17 protein-coding genes and 1 pseudogene are annotated in these 16,781 nt (G+C 71.2%); 9 read left to right on the top strand and 9 right to left on the bottom strand.

Annotation, left to right across the window (positions count from 1 at the left end):
* Nucleotides 1-133 precede the first annotated feature (133 nt).
* On the top strand, nt 134-1,522 hold the full coding sequence (locus tag CWN80_RS00875) for an HNH endonuclease (RefSeq protein ID WP_128276728.1): 1,389 nt from the start codon (nt 134-136) through the stop codon (nt 1,520-1,522).
* Nucleotides 1,523-1,535: 13 nt separating this feature from the next.
* On the opposite strand, the gene glpK is transcribed toward CWN80_RS00875, so the two are convergent.
* Entirely contained in the window at nt 1,536-3,068 is a 1,533-nt protein-coding gene (gene glpK, locus CWN80_RS00870; RefSeq protein WP_128276727.1) for a glycerol kinase GlpK, read from the bottom strand.
* Nucleotides 3,069-3,127: 59 nt separating this feature from the next.
* On the opposite strand from glpK, the gene CWN80_RS00865 reads away from it, so the two are divergent.
* From CWN80_RS00865 to CWN80_RS00860, 3 genes and pseudogenes are all read left to right on the top strand, one after another.
* Entirely contained in the window at nt 3,128-4,834 is a 1,707-nt protein-coding gene (locus tag CWN80_RS00865) for a glycerol-3-phosphate dehydrogenase/oxidase (protein ID WP_007926219.1), read from the top strand.
* A gap of 79 nt (nt 4,835-4,913) precedes the next feature.
* Nucleotides 4,914-5,078 (top strand): annotated as a pseudogene (locus CWN80_RS15995) (alkaline phosphatase D family protein); the annotation flags it as partial.
* Between the two features lie 24 nt (nt 5,079-5,102).
* On the top strand, nt 5,103-6,302 hold the full coding sequence (locus CWN80_RS00860; RefSeq protein ID WP_337590121.1) for an alkaline phosphatase D family protein: 1,200 nt from the start codon (nt 5,103-5,105) through the stop codon (nt 6,300-6,302).
* On the opposite strand, the gene CWN80_RS00855 is transcribed toward CWN80_RS00860, so the two are convergent.
* Nucleotides 6,272-7,708, bottom strand: coding sequence for an amino acid permease (locus CWN80_RS00855; protein ID WP_238148006.1), 1,437 nt, complete (start codon nt 7,706-7,708; stop codon nt 6,272-6,274). The genes CWN80_RS00860 and CWN80_RS00855 overlap by 31 nt on opposite strands.
* Nucleotides 7,709-7,990: 282 nt before the next feature.
* On the opposite strand from CWN80_RS00855, the gene CWN80_RS15695 reads away from it, so the two are divergent.
* Both CWN80_RS15695 and hflX read left to right on the top strand, forming a co-directional pair.
* Nucleotides 7,991-8,158 carry a hypothetical protein gene (locus CWN80_RS15695; protein ID WP_238148005.1) on the top strand — a complete coding sequence of 56 codons (168 nt, stop codon included), beginning with the start codon at nt 7,991-7,993 and terminating at the stop codon, nt 8,156-8,158.
* Between the two features lie 43 nt (nt 8,159-8,201).
* A complete protein-coding gene (gene hflX / locus CWN80_RS00850; RefSeq protein ID WP_007926222.1) occupies nt 8,202-9,701 on the top strand; it encodes a GTPase HflX in 1,500 nt (499 codons plus the stop codon).
* A 2-nt stretch (nt 9,702-9,703) separates the two neighbouring features.
* Here hflX and CWN80_RS00845 read toward each other — a convergent pair whose 3' ends face one another.
* The gene (locus CWN80_RS00845) at nt 9,704-10,294 is read right to left on the bottom strand and encodes a LysE/ArgO family amino acid transporter (RefSeq protein WP_007926223.1); all 591 of its coding nucleotides are present in this window, start codon (nt 10,292-10,294) and stop codon (nt 9,704-9,706) included.
* 69 nt (nt 10,295-10,363) lie between these two features.
* Between CWN80_RS00845 and CWN80_RS00840 the strand changes: the two genes are divergently transcribed.
* Nucleotides 10,364-11,275 (top strand): LysR family transcriptional regulator ArgP, encoded by a 912-nt coding sequence (locus CWN80_RS00840; protein WP_007926224.1) that lies wholly within the window; start codon nt 10,364-10,366, stop codon nt 11,273-11,275.
* Between the two features lie 9 nt (nt 11,276-11,284).
* Nucleotides 11,285-11,692: a VOC family protein gene (locus CWN80_RS00835; protein ID WP_007926225.1), complete on the top strand. Its 408-nt coding sequence runs from the start codon at nt 11,285-11,287 to the stop codon at nt 11,690-11,692.
* Here the strand turns inward: CWN80_RS00835 and CWN80_RS00830 are convergent.
* Together CWN80_RS00830 and CWN80_RS00825 are read right to left on the bottom strand one after the other, a co-directional pair.
* Nucleotides 11,679-12,248, bottom strand: a complete 570-nt coding sequence (locus tag CWN80_RS00830) for a cysteine hydrolase family protein (RefSeq protein ID WP_007926226.1) — start codon at nt 12,246-12,248, stop codon at nt 11,679-11,681. The genes CWN80_RS00835 and CWN80_RS00830 overlap by 14 nt on opposite strands.
* Complete coding sequence (locus tag CWN80_RS00825; protein ID WP_007926227.1) at nt 12,245-13,732, bottom strand: purine-cytosine permease family protein; 1,488 nt, start codon at nt 13,730-13,732, stop codon at nt 12,245-12,247. Before CWN80_RS00825 ends, CWN80_RS00830 begins: the two co-directional genes overlap by 4 nt.
* An 18-nt stretch (nt 13,733-13,750) precedes the next feature.
* Between CWN80_RS00825 and CWN80_RS00820 the strand changes: the two genes are divergently transcribed.
* Nucleotides 13,751-14,410: an HD domain-containing protein gene (locus tag CWN80_RS00820; protein WP_007926228.1), complete on the top strand. Its 660-nt coding sequence runs from the start codon at nt 13,751-13,753 to the stop codon at nt 14,408-14,410.
* A gap of 10 nt (nt 14,411-14,420) precedes the next feature.
* Here CWN80_RS00820 and CWN80_RS00815 read toward each other — a convergent pair whose 3' ends face one another.
* From CWN80_RS00815 to CWN80_RS15690, 4 genes are all read right to left on the bottom strand, one after another.
* Nucleotides 14,421-14,948: a hypothetical protein gene (locus tag CWN80_RS00815; protein ID WP_007926229.1), complete on the bottom strand. Its 528-nt coding sequence runs from the start codon at nt 14,946-14,948 to the stop codon at nt 14,421-14,423.
* Nucleotides 14,949-15,057: 109 nt separating this feature from the next.
* Nucleotides 15,058-15,342 carry a DUF4031 domain-containing protein gene (locus CWN80_RS00810; RefSeq protein ID WP_040880909.1) on the bottom strand — a complete coding sequence of 95 codons (285 nt, stop codon included), beginning with the start codon at nt 15,340-15,342 and terminating at the stop codon, nt 15,058-15,060.
* Nucleotides 15,339-16,139, bottom strand: coding sequence for an amino acid ABC transporter ATP-binding protein (locus CWN80_RS00805; RefSeq protein ID WP_128276725.1), 801 nt, complete (start codon nt 16,137-16,139; stop codon nt 15,339-15,341). Before CWN80_RS00805 ends, CWN80_RS00810 begins: the two co-directional genes overlap by 4 nt.
* Nucleotides 16,126-16,749, bottom strand: a complete 624-nt coding sequence (locus tag CWN80_RS15690; protein WP_238148020.1) for an amino acid ABC transporter permease — start codon at nt 16,747-16,749, stop codon at nt 16,126-16,128. The genes CWN80_RS00805 and CWN80_RS15690 overlap by 14 nt, the downstream gene beginning before the upstream one ends.
* Nucleotides 16,750-16,781 lie beyond the last annotated feature (32 nt).

Below are 16,781 nucleotides of genomic sequence, written 5' to 3'. Positions count from 1 at the left end.
GTTCGATACTGGGTGAGCGAGGGGAGGTGCGATGAGCGGGCAGACACAGCAAGTGCAGTCGGGGGAGCGAGTTGGTCTGCCGAGGCGTCTTCGGGGGATGCTCGCGGAGTTGGCTGCGGCTCGCCCTGAGGGGTTGAGCGAGGCGGACCTGCTCGAGGTCATCACGTTGGGTGAGGCGTTGAAGGGGTCGCTGGCTGGGGTGCAGGCGCGGGCGACGGCTCGGTTCGTCGCGGAGCGGGACGCGCGGATCGGTGAGCAGAAGCAGGCGGGGGAGATCAGTGCGCGTGAGGCGACGTCTCGGCGGCGCGGGTCGCGGTGTGACGTGGCGTTGGCGCGGCGCTGCTCGCCCAGCCAGGCGGACCGGCACGTGGGGTTGGCCAAGGCGTTGGTGGAGGACTTGCCGCACACACTGCAGGCGTTGACCTCGGGTGAGGTGGGTGAGTGGCGGGCGACGATCGTCGCGAGGGAGACGGCGTGCCTGTCCCACGAGGACCACGTGATCGCCGACGAGCGGTTGTCGGGGTGCCTGACCACGTTGGGGGATCGGCAGCTGCGGGCTGCTGCGCACCGGGTGACGGTGGACCTGGACCAGGAATCCCTGGTGCGCAGGAGGGAGCGGGCGGTGGCGTCGCGGCGGGTGAGCATCCGCCCCGCGGCCGATGGGATGGCGTGGTTGAGCGTGCTGGGCCCGATGGTCGACGTCGTCGGGGCGTTCGCGGCGCTCAAGGCCGCCGAGCAGGCCCGGTTCGTCGCGACCGGCGACCCCGAGACGGACGCGGCACGTGCCGCGGATGACCGGGGGCGTGGGGCGTGGATGACCGACACCGCTCTGGAGCGGCTCTCGGGCCGGGCGCAGGGGCAGACGCAGCCGGTCGAGATCGGCCTGGTGATGAACGAGAGCCTCCTGATCCCCACCAGCGACACCGCCGGCGAGTCCGAGAGCGGCGTGGAGGTGGTCGGCCACGGCCCGATCCCCGCGGGTACGGCGCTGGAGCACCTGCTGAGTCTCCTCGAAGACGCGAGTGATGCTGAGGGCCGTGACACGGCGACGTGGTTGCGCCGATTGTGGACCACCCCCGACGGCAAGGACCTGGTGGCGATGGACTCCACCCGCCGCCTCTTCGCGGGCGGGCTGCGCAGGTTCATCCACGCCCGCGACGCCGGGACCTGCCGTGTCCCGTGGTGCGGGGCCCCGATCCGGGACATCGACCACATCACCCCACACGCATCCGGCGGCGCCACCAGCGCGGCTGGTGGGTGGGGGACCTGTCAGGCGCACAACCTGGTCAAGGAGACCCCCGGCTGGCGGGCCGAGGTGATCTCGACCGGGCTCGACCCCGGAGGCGGGGCCCACGAGGTGGTCATCACCACCCCGACCGGCAGCGACCACCACTGCCTTGCCCCACCACTCCTCGGGCACGGACGGGGTCGCGACACTGACCCCCTTCGTCGCGGGGCGGGTCCACGGGCCGACCTGCACTGGTCGCCCGTGGAGGAGTACCTCTCCGAGCTCGCTGCCTGAGCCCGGCGGGCGGTCAGTCGACGTCCTCGTCGACCCAGTCGAGGGTCTTGGAGATCGCCTTGGTCCAGTTACGGTGCAGTCGCTCGACCTCGGTCTCGTCCATCGACGGGGACCACCGCTCGTCCTCGGTCCAGTTGTCGACGATCTCGTCCGTCGACTCCCAGTAGCCGACGGCCAGCCCGGCCGCGTAGGCAGCACCGAGCGCAGTGGTCTCGGCGATCTTGGGGCGCACGACGTCGACGCCGAGGATGTCGGCCTGGAACTGCATGAGCGTCTCGTTGGCGACCATGCCGCCGTCGACCTTGAGCTCCGTGAGCCGGCCGCCCGCGCGCTCGGCATCCTCCTGCATCGCGTCGAGCACGTCGCGGGTCTGGTAGGCCGTCGACTCGAGCGCGGCCCGGGCGATGTGGCCCTTGTTGGCGAAGCGCGTCAGACCGAGGATCGCCCCCCGGGCGTCGGGGCGCCAGTGCGGGGCGAAGAGCCCGGAGAAGGCCGGCACGAAGTACACGCCGCCGTTGTCCTCGACGGTCCCGGCGAGCTGCTCGACCTCGGGCGCCTCGCGGATGAAACCGAGGTTGTCTCGCAGCCACTGGATGAGCGACCCGGTGACGGCGATCGAGCCCTCCAGCGCGTACACGGCCGGCTCGTCGCCGAGCTGGTAGCAGACCGTCGTCAGCAGGCCGTTGTCGCTCGTGACGATCTCCGTGCCCGTGTTGAGCAGCATGAAGTTGCCCGTGCCGTACGTGTTCTTGGCCGTCCCCGGCGTCAGGCAGGCCTGGCCGAAGGTCGCCGACTGCTGGTCGCCGAGGATCCCCGCGATGGGCGTGCCGTTGAGGACGCCCGGCTTGCACTCGCCGTAGACCTCGGACGAGGAGCGGATCTCGGGCAGCACCTGCAGGGGCACCCCGATCGCCTCGCAGATGGCCTCGTCCCACTGCAGCGTGCGCAGGTCCATGAGCATCGTGCGCGAGGCATTGGTGACGTCCGTGACGTGCACGCCGTCGTTCTCGCCGCCGCCGGTGAGGTTCCACAGCACCCAGGTGTCCATCGTCCCGGCGAGCAGCTCGCCCGCCTCCGCCCGCTCGCGGGCGCCCTCGACGTGGTCGAGGATCCACGCGATCTTGGGCCCGGCGAAGTAGGTCGCGAGCGGCAGGCCGCAGACCTCCTTGAAGCGGTCGAGCCCGCCGTCGGCCGCGAGCTCGTCGACGATCCCCTGGGTGCGGGTGTCCTGCCAGACGACCGCGTGGTGGATCGGTTGGCCGGTCGCCTTCTCCCACACGACGGTCGTCTCACGCTGGTTGGTGATGCCGACGGCCTCGATGTGGCCGCTGTTGAGATTGGCCTTGCCGAGGGCCCCGCCGATGACCCGGCGCGTGTTGCCCCAGATCTCCAGCGCGTCGTGCTCGACCCAGCCGGCCCGCGGGAAGATCTGCTCGTGCTCGATCTGGTCGGTCGCCACGACCGCCCCGTCACGGTCGAAGACCATCGCCCGGGTGCTCGTCGTCCCCTGGTCGATGGCCAGCACGTAGGTCGTCGCAGCGCTCATGGCCGCATCCTGTCAGGTTTGGGTTCGGCCACGGCGGCAGACGCGACTACCTTTGTGCCATGACGACTCCCACACCTCTGGACCCCCAGCAGCGCGCCGAGGCCTGGCGCCGCATCGCGAGCCAGGACCTCGACGTCCTCGTCATCGGGGGTGGCGTCACCGGCGCCGGGGTCGCCCTCGACGCCGCGACGCGCGGCCTGAAGGTGGCGCTCGTCGAGCAGCGGGACTTCGCCTCGGGGACCTCGTCGCGCTCGAGCAAGCTCTTCCACGGAGGGGTGCGCTACCTCGAGCAGCTCAACTTCGGGCTCGTCCGCGAGGCGCTCAAGGAGCGCGAGCTCATGCTCACCCGGATCGCGCCGCACCTGGTCAGGCCGGTCTCCTTCCTCTACCCCCTCGAGCACCCGGTCTGGGAGCGCCCCTACGTCACCGCGGGCCTGACCCTCTACGACACGATGGGCGGCGGCCGGTCCGTGCCGCGGACCAAGCAGCTGACGAAGGGGGGAGTGCGTCGCCTCGTCCCGGCGCTCAAGCCCTCCGCCCACCACGGCGGGCTGCTCTACCACGACGCCCAGTGCGACGACGCTCGCCACACCCTCACCGTCGTGCGCACTGCCGCCTCCTACGGCGCCACGGTGCTCAACTCCGCCAAGGTCACCGGCCTGCTCCACGCCGGTGAGCGCGTCGTGGGCGCCCGGGTGCTCGACGTCGAGACCGGTGACGAGGTCGAGGTGGGGGCCTCGGTGGTCATCAACTGCACCGGCGTGTGGACCGACGACATCCAGACCATGGCCGGGGGGCGGGGGCGCTTCCACGTCCGCGCGAGCAAGGGCGTGCACATCGTCGTCGCCCGTGACCGGGTCAACTCCGAGACCGGCCTGATCCTGCGGACGGAAAAATCCGTGCTCTTCTGCATCCCGTGGGGCACCCACTGGATCATCGGCACGACCGACACCGACTGGAACCTCTCCCGGGCGCACCCCGCTGCGACCTCGGCGGACATCGACTACATCCTCGAGCAGATCAACGGCGTGCTCCTCACGCCGCTGACCCGCGACGACATCCAAGGCGTCTACGCCGGCCTGCGACCGCTGCTCGCCGGGGAGTCGGAGGAGTCCTCGCAGCTCAGCCGCGAGCACGCCGTCGCCCGGCCCCAGCCGGGCCTCATCTCGATCGCCGGTGGCAAGTACACGACCTATCGCGTCATGGCCGCCGACGCCGTCGACGCCGCTCGTGAGGATCTCTCGCCCGGCGTGCCCGACAGCGTCACCGAGCACATTCCGCTGGTCGGGGCCGAGGGCTACCAGGCTCTGGTCAACCAGCTCGACACCCTGAGCCGGCGTCACGACCTGCCGGTCTGGCGGGTGACCCACCTGCTCGACCGTTACGGCTCTATGGCCGTCGACCTCTTCGCCATGATCGACGAGGACCGCTCTCTCGCAGAGCCGCTCGCAGGAGCGGCGGAGTACCTCCGGGTCGAGGTGGTCTACGCGGCGCGCCACGAGGCCACCCTCCACCTCAACGACCTGCTGACCCGGCGCACGCGCATCTCGATCGAGACGACCGACCGGGGTGTCGAGGCGGCCGAGCCGGCAGCCCAGATCCTCGCGGCCGAGCTCGGGTGGGACGAGGAGCGCACGCGCTCGGAGGTCGAGCACTACCTGCGGCGGGTGCAGGCGGAGATCGAGAGCCAGCAGATGACCGAGGACGAGCGGGCCGACGCCGAGCGCACCGAGGCCACCGACATCCGCACCTTGGCAAAGGGCTGACCTCCCGGACACGCCACCGTCACCTGCACACCCTGACCGGTCCACCCGGCGCCCACGGCTCACCTCGGGCGTCTCGTCAGGTGACGTGACGACCGACTCGGCGGTCGTCTGGGCCCGGGCGGACCGCCCTTCGCGGATGGTGGCCACGCTCACGGGGCGAGGCCGCTCCCGCCGCACGATCCGCGGGCCGTGGGTCACGCCGGGCACCGACCACACGGGCAAGATCGACCTGCGCCTTCTCGCACCGGGGCGCCGGCACGAGATCGAGGTGGCCTTCGAGGACGAGCACGGCCGCCGCGGCGAGAGCGCCGACCTGAGCTTCACCACGGCCGACCGGGGCCGGGGGAGCCAGTCCTTCGTCTGGACCGGTGACACCGCCGGGCAGGGCTGGGGGATCAACCCGGACCTCGGCGGGTACGTCGCCTACCGCGCCATGCACGCGACGCGCCCGGACTTCTTCATCCACTGCGGCGACACGATCTACGCCGACGGGCCGATCGAGGCGAGCGTCACCGTGCCCGACGGGCAGGTGTGGCGCAATCTCGTGATCCCCGAGGTGTCTGACGTTGCCCAGACCCTCGCCGAGTTTCGCGGGCGTCACCGCTACAACCACCTCGACGGCAACCTGCGCGCCATGTACGCCGACGTCCCCGTGATCGCCCAGTGGGACGACCACGAGACGACGAACAACTGGTACCCGGGCGAGGTCCTCGAGGACCCCCGGTACGACCGCGAGCGGCGCGTCGACGTCCTCGCGCGCTACGCCAAGCGCGCGTGGTGGGAGTGGCAGCCGATCAGCAACGGTCAGGACCGACGCGACGGGCAGCGCATTCACCGCAGGGTCTCGCGTGGTAGGCACCTCGACGTCTTCTGCCTCGACATGCGCACCTTCAAGGACCCCAACACCCCGGGTCTCGAGCAGCGCCGCACCAGCCTCATCGGCGACGAGCAGGTCCGCTGGCTCGCCCGTGAGCTCAAGCGTTCCACCGCGACGTGGAAGGTCATCTCGGCCGACCTGCCGCTCGGCATCGTCGTGCCCGACGGCGATGCCCAGGAGTCCCTCGCCAATGCCGACGATGGTGCGCCGCTCGGCAAGGAGATCGAGCTGGCCTGGCTGCTGCGTGAGATCAAGCACGTGCCCGGAGTCGTGTGGATCACCGCCGACGTGCACTACTGCGCCGCCCACCACTACAGCCCTGAGCGAGCGGCCTTCACCGACTTCGCGCCCTTCTGGGAGTTCGTCGCCGGGCCGATCAACGCGGGCACCTTCGGGCCCAACGAGATGGACGGCACCTTCGGCCCCCGGGTCGACTTCGTCAAGAGCGCCGATCACCCCAACCAGTCGCCGCGGGGCGGCAACCAGTTCTTCGGTCACGCCGACATCGCCGACGACGGCACGCTGACCGTCACCCTGCGCGACGCGCAGGGGACGGTGCTCTACACGCGGGAGCTGTCGCCGGAGCGCTGACCGGCGTCCTCGAGGACGATCGGGCGCCGCCCTTCGCCGCGCACGAGGGCGAACCACGCGATCGTCAGCAGCACGAGCGCCCCCGCACCGACGAGGAAGGCATTGCGTCCGTCCTCGGTCGTCGCGAGCAGGACGATGACGCCGACCATGAAGGTCATCGCGATGAGGTTGAGCACGGGGAAGAAGGGCATCGCGAAGCCGCCGGGCCGGGCACCCTCGCGCGCCATGCGGGCGCGCATCCGCAGGTGCGCCAGCAGGATCATCAGCCAGGTGAAGACCGTGGCGAAGGAGGCGATCGCGGCGACGAAGAAGAAGAGCCGGTCCTCGATGACGAGGAAGAGCACGAGGCCGACTCCGCCTGCGGCAAACATGCACACGACCGGGTAGATCGGGATGTGCGCCCGCGGGGACAGGTGGAGGAAGGAGCGCGGGGCGTGCCCCTGCTCGGCGAGGCCGTACATCGTCCGGGAGCAGGCGTAGAAGATCGCGTTCATCGCGGACAGGGCGGCTGTGAGGACGACGAAGTTCATCACGTGCTGCGCCGCCGGCACCTGGAGCGCGGCGAAGACCTCGACGAAGGGGGAGGACTCACCGGTGACCTCGTCCCACGGGATGATCGACATGATCACCGCGAGCGCCGCGACGTAGAAGAGCAGGATGCGGAAGGGCACGGTGTTGACCGCGCGCGCGATGGAGTGCTCCGGGTCGTCGGCCTCGCCGGCCGTCATCCCGAGCGTCTCGATGCCGCCGAATGAGAAGACGACGACGCTGAAGCTCATGATGATGCCCCACAGGCCGAAGGGGGCGAAGCCGTCGTGGCTCCACAGGTGGGCGAAGTCCGGGGTCGTGCCGCCGACCTCGCGTCCCCAGAGGATGAGCGCGAGTCCACCGACGACGAGGGCGATGATCGCCGTCACCTTGATGAGGGAGAACCAGAACTCCATCTCCCCGAAGACCCGCACCGCCATGAGGTTGAGCGCCCCGATGAGGGCGATCGCCGCCGCCATCCACACCCAGCCGGGGACCCCGGGGAACCACAGCCCCATGTACGTCGCGACGGCCGTCATGTCGGCGATGGCGACGACGGCCAGCTCGAGCCAGAAGACCCAGCCGACGATGAAGCCCGCGTACGGGCCGAGGAAGGAGCCTGCGTACTGGGCGAAGGACCCTGCGACGGGGTGGCGCACGGCCATCTCACCGAGGGCCCGCATGACGACGTAGACCATGAAGCCGGCGACGGCGTAGGCGACGAGGACGGCGGGGCCGGCGGCCTGGATGGTCTCGGACGATCCGTAGAAGAGGCCGGTGCCGATGGCGGTGCCGAGCGCGATGAACTGCACGTGGCGGGGGTTCAGCCCGCGGTCGAGGTGCTCGTGCTCGGGGACGGTGGTGGGGGAGTCGGACACGGCTGGAGACCCTACGCGCTCGCCGGGGGTGCCGCGGCACCGGTGGCAGGATGTCGGTGTGGGGATCTTCAGCCGGCGACGCCGTCCGACTCCACCACCACCCGGGGGCCAACGCGGGGTACCTCGAGGCCGACGACGGTGAGGTCTTCGGCCTGCACAACCTCGCGGCTGCTGCGGCCCGGGCACCGGAGAAGGAGTGGCCGCAGATGGTCGGGCACCCACCTCGACGCGCTGCTCGACAAGCCGGTGCCGGAGGGCCCACCGCACCCGCGGTCCGTCCTCGTGCGTCTGCACCGCCCCGACGAGATGCCGTCGCCACCCGAGTACCACCGTGCCGCGGACGGGTCGATGAGCGTCGTGATCCGCCGGGGCGAAGGGGGCATCGACGTGGTCGTCGAAGGCGCCTTCGCCCGGGCCTTCACCGATGCGGTGGAGGGCGACGAGGACTAATGGCTGGCCTGCGGGCGTTGCAGGGTGAGATCCTGAGGAGAACATGACAGAACCACTGCGCAGCGCCCACGACGGCGGCGACGACATCACCATCAACCCGACCATCGACCGGGTCCTCTCCCGACGCGCCCAGGCGCTCGCCGACGACGACGGCTTCGTCGACAGGAGCGACTACGACGGCGAGCAGCTCGACCGCGAGGAGCGCTCCGCCCTTCGCCGTGTCCAGGGCCTGTCCACCGAGCTCGAGGACATCACCGAGGTCGAGTACCGCCAGCTGCGGCTCGAGCGGGTCGTCCTCGCCGCGGTGTGGACCGACGGCCGGGTCGAGGACGCCGAAAACTCGCTGCGAGAGCTCGCCGCGCTCGCCGAGACGGCCGGCTCGGAGGTGCTGGCCGGTGTCCTCCAGCGCCGGCAGAACCCCGACCCGGGCACCTACCTCGGCTCGGGCAAGGCCCTCGAGCTGCGCGACATCGTCGTGGCGGAGGGGGCCGACACCGTCGTCTGCGACGACGAGCTCAGCCCGAGCCAGCGGCGCGCCCTCGAGGACGTCGTCAAGGTCAAGGTCATCGACCGCACGGCGCTGATCCTCGACATCTTCGCCCAGCACGCGACCTCGCGCGAGGGTCGCGCGCAGGTCGAGCTGGCCCAGCTGACCTATCTCCTGCCGCGTCTGCGCGGTTGGGGTGAGTCGATGTCCCGGCAGGCCGGCGGTCAGGCCGCCGGCGGTCAGGGCATGGGCTCGCGTGGCCCGGGTGAGACGAAGATCGAGCTGGACCGTCGCCGGATCAACTCGCGCATCGCCAAGCTCAAGCGCGACATCGCGGGGATGAAGACCCACCGCGACACGAGCCGCTCCTCCCGCCGGCACAACGGCACGCCGTCGGTCGTCATCGCCGGCTACACCAATGCCGGCAAGTCCACCCTGCTCAACCGGCTGACCCACGCGGGCGTGCTCGTCGACAACCAGCTCTTCGCGACCCTCGACACGACGGTGCGGCGCTCCGAGACCGCCGACGGGCGCGAGTTCACCCTCGCGGACACCGTCGGCTTCGTCCGCCACCTGCCCGAGCAGCTCGTCGAGGCCTTCCGCTCGACGCTCGAGGAGGTCGGCGACGCCGACCTGCTGCTGCACGTCGTCGACGGCTCGCACCCCGACCCCGAGGGGCAGATCTCCGCCGTCCGCAGCGTCCTCGCCGACGTCGACGCGACCGACGTCAAGGAGGTCGTCGTCATCAACAAGGCGGATGCGGCCGACCCCGAGGTCGTCGACCGGATCCTGCGCAACGAGCGCTACTCCGTCGCCGTCTCGGCGCGCACGGGCCAGGGCATCCCCGAGCTGCTCGACCTCGTCGCGGAGGAGCTGCCCCGACCGGACATCGACGTCGAGGTGCTCGTGCCGTATGCGCGCGGTGACCTCGTCAGCCGACTGCACGACGAGGCCGAGATCCTCGCCGAGGAGCACGTCGCCGAGGGCACCCACCTCCGGGCACGGGTGCACGGTGACCTCGCGGCCGAGCTCACCCCCTTCGCCGCCGCCGGCTGACCTCAGAGGGCGAGCAGCACGCCCAGCCCGATCATCGTCACGCCGATGACGGCGTCGAGGACGCGCCACGTCCGCGGGCTCGCCAGCGGTCGGGCCAGCGCCCGGGCGCCGAGGGCGAGGCCGGTGAACCACACCGTGCTGCCGACCACGGCGCCGCCGGCGAAGGCCCACCGCTCGTCCTCGAAGCCGTTGGCGATCGACCCGAGCATGAGGACGGTGTCGAGGTAGACGTGGGGGTTGAGGAAGGTGATCGCGAGGGTCGTCGCGACCACGGACCCCCTGGAGGCGGGTGCGGTCGCCCCGAGACCAGTGGGGCGGGTGGCGCGACGCAGGGCGAGCAGGCCGTAGCCGACGAGGTAGGCGGCGCCGACCCACGTGACGACGCGCACCAGCCCGGGGTGGCTGCTCACGAGCGCCCCGACCCCACCCGTGCCGAGGGCGATGAGCGTGGCGTCCGCGGCGATGCAGATCGCCACGACCGGCAGCAGGTGCTCACGACGGATGCCCTGGCGCAGGACGAAGGCATTTTGCGCACCGATGGCGACGATGAGCGTGAGGCCGGTGAGCAGACCGGCGAGGGCAGTGGTGAGCACGGGGCAACGCTAGGTGGACGTGGCGAGCAAGCCCAGCGAAAGATCCTTGGGGATCATTAGCATTGCTTCATGCAGCTCGATCAGCTGCGAGCGCTGCTCGCCGTCATCGACACCGGGACCTTCGACGCCGCCGCCGGCGTGCTCCACGTGACCCCCTCGGCGGTGAGCCAGCGGATCAAGGCGCTCGAGCGCGATGCCGGCCGGGTGCTCGTCCAGCGCACCGCCCCCTGCCGTGCTACGGCTGCGGGGGAGACGCTCGTGCGCACGGCCCGCCAGATGGTCCTGCTCGAGGACGAGGCGCGTGCCGCGCTGGGCGAAGGGAGTGACGCCCCCGTCGCGCTGCCGGTCGCGGTCAACGCCGACTCCCTCGCGACGTGGTTCGCGCCGGTGCTCGGGGCGGCCGCGGGCTGGGAGGGCACCCGGCTGCAGCTCGAGGTCGAGGACGAGGAGTACAGCGCTGACCACCTGCGTCGGGGTGGGGTGGTCGGGGCCGTGACGGCCAACCCCGTACCGGTGTCAGGCTGCCGCACCGAGCCGCTCGGCGCGATGCGGTACCTCCCGGTGGCCGCTCCGCAGCTGGCGGAGCGCTTCGCCCGGGGCCGCGGGTACGACTGGTCGGCGATGCCGGTGCTGCGCTTCAACGCCAAGGACGACCTGCAGCTCGGGGTGCTGCGCGACCTCGGGGTGGGTGCGCCGCCGCCGACCTCGCAGGTGCCCTCCTCCGAGGGCTTCGTCGCGGCGGTGCGGGCCGGGCTCGGCTGGGCGATGGTCCCCGAGGCCCAGCTCGAGGACGACCTCGACACCGGCCGCCTCGTGCTGCTGCGCCGCCGGGAGCACCGCGACGTGCCGCTGCACTGGCAGGTCTGGACCCTGGCCACCCCACGCATCGCGCGGCTCACCGACGCGGTGCACGACGCGGCCCGGAGGCTGCGTCCGGTGCGGGGGGCCGCAGGTCTTCCGGTTGTCGGTGCGCAGGCCTAGCGTCGGGCCATGGCATCGAAACTCAACCCGTACCTCAACTTCGACGGCAACGCCCGCGAGGCGATGGAGTTCTACCAGTCGGTGCTCGGCGGTGAGCTGCTCGTCCACACCTTCGGCGACAGCATGCCCGATGCCGGCGAGATCGCCGACCAGGTCATGCACGCCAGCCTCGTCACCGAGGCCGGCTACACGATCTTCGCCAGCGACACCCCGCCCGGGATGGCCCGCACCCTCGGCACCTCGGTGACGGTCAGCATCAGCGGTGACGACACCGAGCAGGTGCGCAGCTACTGGGCCGGGCTCACCGCCGGGGCCCAGATCGAGATGCCCCTCGAGATGCAGATGTGGGGCGACGAGTACGGCTCCTTCACCGACCGCTACGGCATCCCGTGGATGGTCAACATCAGCGGGAGCTGAGCACGTCCGAGCTCGTCGCGACGACGATCTGGGGCGCGTAGAGCCCCATGACCTGCAGCGCCGCGGCGTGGCTGTCCTCGCTGGAGCCGGCGCAGGCATCGGCGGCCACCACGACGGTGGCGCCAGCGTCAGCGGCGGGGAGCGCGGTGGAGATGACGCAGCAGTCGGTCGAGACGCCCGCCAGCACGAGGGTGGGCGTCTCGCCGGTCGTGCGGGTGATGCCCTCGCCCCACTTGCCGAAGGTCGACACGTCGACCGTGCCCCGGCTGCTCCAGCCGTTGGCCGGGGAGACGAGGTCGAAGAGCGGGTCGGTCGCCGGTCGGTCGGCGAAGGACCAGCGCTCGAAGTAGGGCCCCCACGAGCCCGGACGATCGGCGCCCGGCACCCACCGGGTCACCAGCGTGCGGTCCGCTCCGAAGCCCGAGCGCAGGCTCTTGATCGGGCCGAGCGCGTCGTCAAACATGGGCGACCCCCACTCGGAGCCGCGGTCGGCGAAGACCCGCTGGGGGTCGATGACGACGAGCCAGGCGTCGGAGAGGTCGGGCAGCTCGCTCATGCCTGCTCCTCCTGGCGGCGCACGGTGCCCCGGCGCGCGACCCAGGTGATGACGAAGGCGAGCACGAGGGCGACGATGACGCCGAGGTTGGCGTAGGACCAGTCGCCGGCCCAGTAGTTGCCCGCCGGGTCCTCGACGAGCTCGGTGCCCATGAAGGCCTTGAGCAGATAGCCCTGCCAGTTGTTCCACGTCGAGTCCGGCATGGCGTTGGTGACCAGTCCCCAGCCGATGACCGAGGTGAGCACCATCGTGCCGACGGAGGTCCAGTCGATCGACCCGTAGCGACCGCGGGCGTCGAAGAGGGCCTCCTCGTCGTAGTCACGGCGGCGCAGCGCGAGGTCGGAGAGGAAGATGCCGGCCCACGCCGCGAGCGGCACGCCGAGGGTGATGAGGAAGGACTGGAAGGGCCCGAGGAAGTTTTCGGCGAAGAAGACGACGTAGATCGTGCCGAGGGTAAGCAGCAGCCCGTCGAGACCGGCAGCCGCGGGGCGGGGGATGCGCACGCCGAGGCTGAGCAGCGTCAGGCCGGAGGAGTAGATGCCGAGCACGGCACCGGAGACGAGTGCGAGGACCGCCGCGACGCCGAAGATCACGAGGTACCAGGTCGGCAGGATCGTCGCGAGCGTGCCGACGGGGTCGGCGGCGATGCCGGCGCTCAGGGCCTCGTCCGAGCCGGCGAGGCCGATGCCGTAGGCGACGAGGAGGGCGGGGGCGAGGGCGCCGCCCAGGGTGTTCCACGCGACGATCGCGCCGGAGGGGGCCTGGCGGCTCTGGTAGCGCGACCAGTCGGCGGCGATGTTGATCCACCCGAGCCCGAAGCCGGTCATCACCATGATGAGGGCGCCGAGGACCTGCTGGGTCGAGCCACCTTCGAGCGCGGTGAGCGCCGACCAGTCGATGTGGCGCACGGTCAGGGCGAGGTAGAGCAGGGTCGCGATGCCGGTGAGCCAGGTGAGCACCGACTGCAGCCGCATGATCAGGTGGTAGCCCGCGACGGAGGCGGTGACGATGAGGGCCGCGACGACGAGCATCGCGACGACCTTGGTCGGCGTGCCGCCGCCCCAGCCGAGCTCGCGCATGACGGTCGCCGTGGCGAGCGTCGCCATGATCGCGAGGAAGGTCTCCCAGCCGATGGAGACCACCCACGAGACGACGCCGGGGAGCTTTTGCCCCTGCACGCCGAAGGCGGCCCGCGAGATGACCATGGTCGGTGCCGACCCGCGCTTGCCGGCGACGGCGACGAGCCCGCACAGCAGGAAGGAGACCACGATGCCGACGAGGGAGACGACGAGGGCCTGGAGGAAGGAGATGCCGAAGCCGAGGACGAAGCTGCCGTAGGAGATGCCGAAGACCGAGACGTTGGCGGCGAACCACGGCCAGAAGAGGTCAGCGGGTCGGGCGGTGCGATCCGCCTCGTCGATGATCTCGATACCGGTGGTCTCGACGCCCGCGCGGCGGACGGACTCGAGGGAGTCAGCGCTCATTCGGGCAGAATCGCACAGGTGGAGACCCTGAGGAGCCGGTGGCACGCCGATGTCACCGCACTGTGCCCGACCGCGCTGCCGGAGCGGGTCGCTGCCGAGGTCACCGACCTGCTCGACCGCTGGCTCAAGGACCACCGCTCGTACCACGACGCCGTCCACCTGGCAGAGGTCCTCGCGGCCCTCGACGAGCTGCACGAAGGGGGTGACCTCCCCGCCCTCGAACGGCGCCTCGCAGGGCTGGTTGCCTGGTACCACGACGCCGTGTACGACCCGGCGGCCCCGCCGGGGGCCAACGAGGAGGCGTCTGCGGTGCTCGCCGAGGAGCGGCTCACCGCGCTCGGCCTGCCGGCCGAGCGCGTGGCGCACGTGGCGACCCTGGTGCGCGACAGCGCGACCCACGAGATGAGCAGCACCGACGCGGCCGCCCGCGCCTTCCACGACGCCGACCTGTGGGTGCTCGCCGCGCCGACCGAGCGCTTCGACGCCTACTGCCACCAGGTGCGCCTCGAGTACGGCGACTACTCCGACGCGGACTACGCACGGGGGAGGGCGACGGTGCTCACCCCCTTCGTCGACCGGGAGCGGCTCTACCTCACCGACCACGCGCACCGGCGGTGGAGCGGTCGAGCCCGCGTCAACCTGCGACGCGAGCTCGACCGGCTCCGGTGTGGCCCGTGAGGGCCTCCGGTCAGGGCGTGTAGGCGGAGTTCTCCAGCGACAGGTAGTACTGGATGTTGTCGCCGACCACCGCTGCCCAGTCGACGGTGATGGTCAGCCGGGTGACGTTGCCGTCGGAGTCCATCCACGAGCACTTCTGCGTCTCGTCGGCGACGAGCGCGATGCCCCCCTGGCACGACAGGGTCACGTCGGAGGGGATCGTGCCCTCGGCGTGGTCCTCGACCTTCTGCGTCAGCGTGTTGACGTCGATCTTCTTCGAGGTGTCGGTGTTCGGCGTGGACCCGGCGGGAGGGGTGCTGGGCGCATCGCCCGAACCAAAGGTCGGGCTCGACGTGGAGCTGGCCGTCGTGCTCGGCGTGAAGGTCGGTGCGGACGTGGTGCTCTGGTCCGTGGGCTCGGAGGTCTGGCTCTGCTCCTGCGACGACTCGGTGACCGTCACGGTCGAGCCGCCGTCGCCGATACCGCCGCAGGCGGACAGGCCGAGGGCGGCGATCGCGACGAGCGCGCAGGATCGGGCGGTGGTCAGGTGCTTGCTCATGTGCTGGATGTCCCCTTGTGTCCGGTGCTCGATGAGTGGGTTGGTGCGCCACCCAGCGTAGGAGGCCGGTGGCGAGATCGCCTGACGAGCCGCGGAGGACCGGCGCGGGTCAACCTGCGTCGGGAGACCGCCCGGATCGCTCGGCCTGCGTGACCCGCAGCCCGCTGCGGATGAGGCGGCGGATCAGGTCGCTCCCCGCGACCGGCTGGGCGCCGGCGGCCACGACCTCGTCGTAGCGCTCGGCGGGCACGTCGTAGTGGTCCTCGTCGAAGAGGCGCCGTGGCAGGCGCACCCGCTCGGCGAAGTCGTGCAGCTCCGCCAGGGAGGTGTCCGACACGAGGTGGCTCCACGTGTGGCCCCAGCCGGGCCACGTGGGTGGGTCGACGAGGATCACAGCGGGTCGAGGATCCGCTGGAGGAAGGCCTGCGTGCGCGGCTGCTGCGGGTCGAGGATGACCCGCTCGGGGGGCCCGTGCTCGACGACGAGCCCGCCGTCGATGAAGAGCACCTCGTCGGCGACCTCGCGCGCGAAGCGGATCTCGTGGGTGACGACGACCATCGTCCAGCCGGCCTCGGCGAGGTCGCGCATCACGGCGAGCACCTCGCCGACGGTCTCCGGGTCGAGGGCGGAGGTCGGCTCGTCGAAGAGCACGACCGCCGGCCGCTGGGCGAGGGCCCGGGCGATGCCGACGCGCTGCTGCTGGCCGCCGGAGAGCTGGTAGGGGTACTTGTCGGCGTGCTCCGACAGCCCGACCTGCTCGAGGAGCGTCCGGGCCCGCTCCCGCGCGGCCTCGGGGTCCTCGCCCTGGACGACGACCGGGCCCTCGGTGATGTTGTCGAGGGCGCTCTTGTGGGCGAAGAGGTTGTGGCCCTGGAAGACGAAGCCGCTCTGCGCCCCGAGCGCCTCGACCTGCGCACGCTGTCCCCGGGGGAGGCTGCCGCGCCGGCTCGGGGTGAGCTCGGCGAAGTCGACGCTCGCGCCGCCGATGGTGATGACGCCGGAGTCGGGCCGCTCGAGCCCGCCGAGCGCCCGCAGCAGCGTCGTCTTGCCCGAGCCCGAGGGGCCGAGGACGACGCTCACCTCGCCGGTGCCGACCTCGAAGGAGATGTCCTGCAGGACCTCTTTGTCACCGAAGCTCTTGCGCACGTGCTGCACGGTGACGGCGGGGGTGCCTGCCTCAGGCTGCGACATAGCGGCTGAACCTCTCCTCGGCACGGTCCTGGACGAGCGAGAGGACCGTGCAGATGATCCAGTAGTAGAGCGCGGCCAGGCCGAACATCGGCATGTACTGGAAGGTCGGGGCGGCCGCGAAGCGGGCCGCCTGGGTCAGCTCGACGACGAGGATGATCGACGTGAGCGAGGTGTCCTTGAGCAGCGAGATCAGCGTGTTGGACAACGGCGGGATCGCCGTGCGGGCCGCCTGCGGCAGGATGATCCTGCGTAGTGCGGTCGTGCGGCTCATGCCGATGGTCTGCGCGGCCTCCCACTGGCCGCGGGGGATCGACTCGATCGCCGAGCGGATGATCTCGGCCGCGTAGCCACCGACGTTGAGCGAGAGGGCGATGACCGCCGCGACGAAGGGCGGGAAGTCCACCCCGATCTCCGGCAGTGCGTAGAAGATGAGGAAGAGCTGCACGAGCAGCGGTGTGCCGCGGATGACCGAGATGTAGGCGCGCGCGAGACCGCGGGGGAGCGCCGACGTCGACATCCGACCGATGGCCGTGACGAGGGCGAGCGCGAGCCCGACGACGAAGGAGATCGCGGTCAGCGGGATGGTGACGGCGATGGCCTTCCACGCCATGGGCCAGGCATTGGTCTTGACGAGGTCCCAGG

It is taken from the genome of Janibacter hoylei PVAS-1 (assembly GCF_004025845.1).
Taxonomy (GTDB): Bacteria; Actinomycetota; Actinomycetes; order Actinomycetales; family Dermatophilaceae; genus Janibacter; species Janibacter hoylei.
The sequence above is the reverse complement of the archived record's forward strand: the minus strand, read 5'-3'. Positions and strand labels throughout refer to the sequence as shown.

Excerpts from the sequence above, each read along its gene's own strand:
- glpK (WP_128276727.1), bottom strand. The coding sequence starts at position 3,068 with ATGAGCGCTGCGACGACCTACGTGCTGGCCATCGACCAGGGGACGACG.
- CWN80_RS00865 (WP_007926219.1), top strand. The coding sequence starts at position 3,128 with ATGACGACTCCCACACCTCTGGACCCCCAGCAGCGCGCCGAGGCCTGG.
- hflX (WP_007926222.1), top strand. The coding sequence starts at position 8,202 with ATGACAGAACCACTGCGCAGCGCCCACGACGGCGGCGACGACATCACC.
- CWN80_RS00840 (WP_007926224.1), top strand. The coding sequence starts at position 10,364 with ATGCAGCTCGATCAGCTGCGAGCGCTGCTCGCCGTCATCGACACCGGG.
- CWN80_RS00835 (WP_007926225.1), top strand. The coding sequence starts at position 11,285 with ATGGCATCGAAACTCAACCCGTACCTCAACTTCGACGGCAACGCCCGC.
- CWN80_RS00830 (WP_007926226.1), bottom strand. The coding sequence starts at position 12,248 with ATGAGCGAGCTGCCCGACCTCTCCGACGCCTGGCTCGTCGTCATCGAC.
- CWN80_RS00825 (WP_007926227.1), bottom strand. The coding sequence starts at position 13,732 with ATGAGCGCTGACTCCCTCGAGTCCGTCCGCCGCGCGGGCGTCGAGACC.
- CWN80_RS00815 (WP_007926229.1), bottom strand. The coding sequence starts at position 14,948 with ATGAGCAAGCACCTGACCACCGCCCGATCCTGCGCGCTCGTCGCGATC.
- CWN80_RS00805 (WP_128276725.1), bottom strand. The coding sequence starts at position 16,139 with ATGTCGCAGCCTGAGGCAGGCACCCCCGCCGTCACCGTGCAGCACGTG.
- CWN80_RS15690 (WP_238148020.1), bottom strand. The coding sequence starts at position 16,749 with ATGGCGTGGAAGGCCATCGCCGTCACCATCCCGCTGACCGCGATCTCC.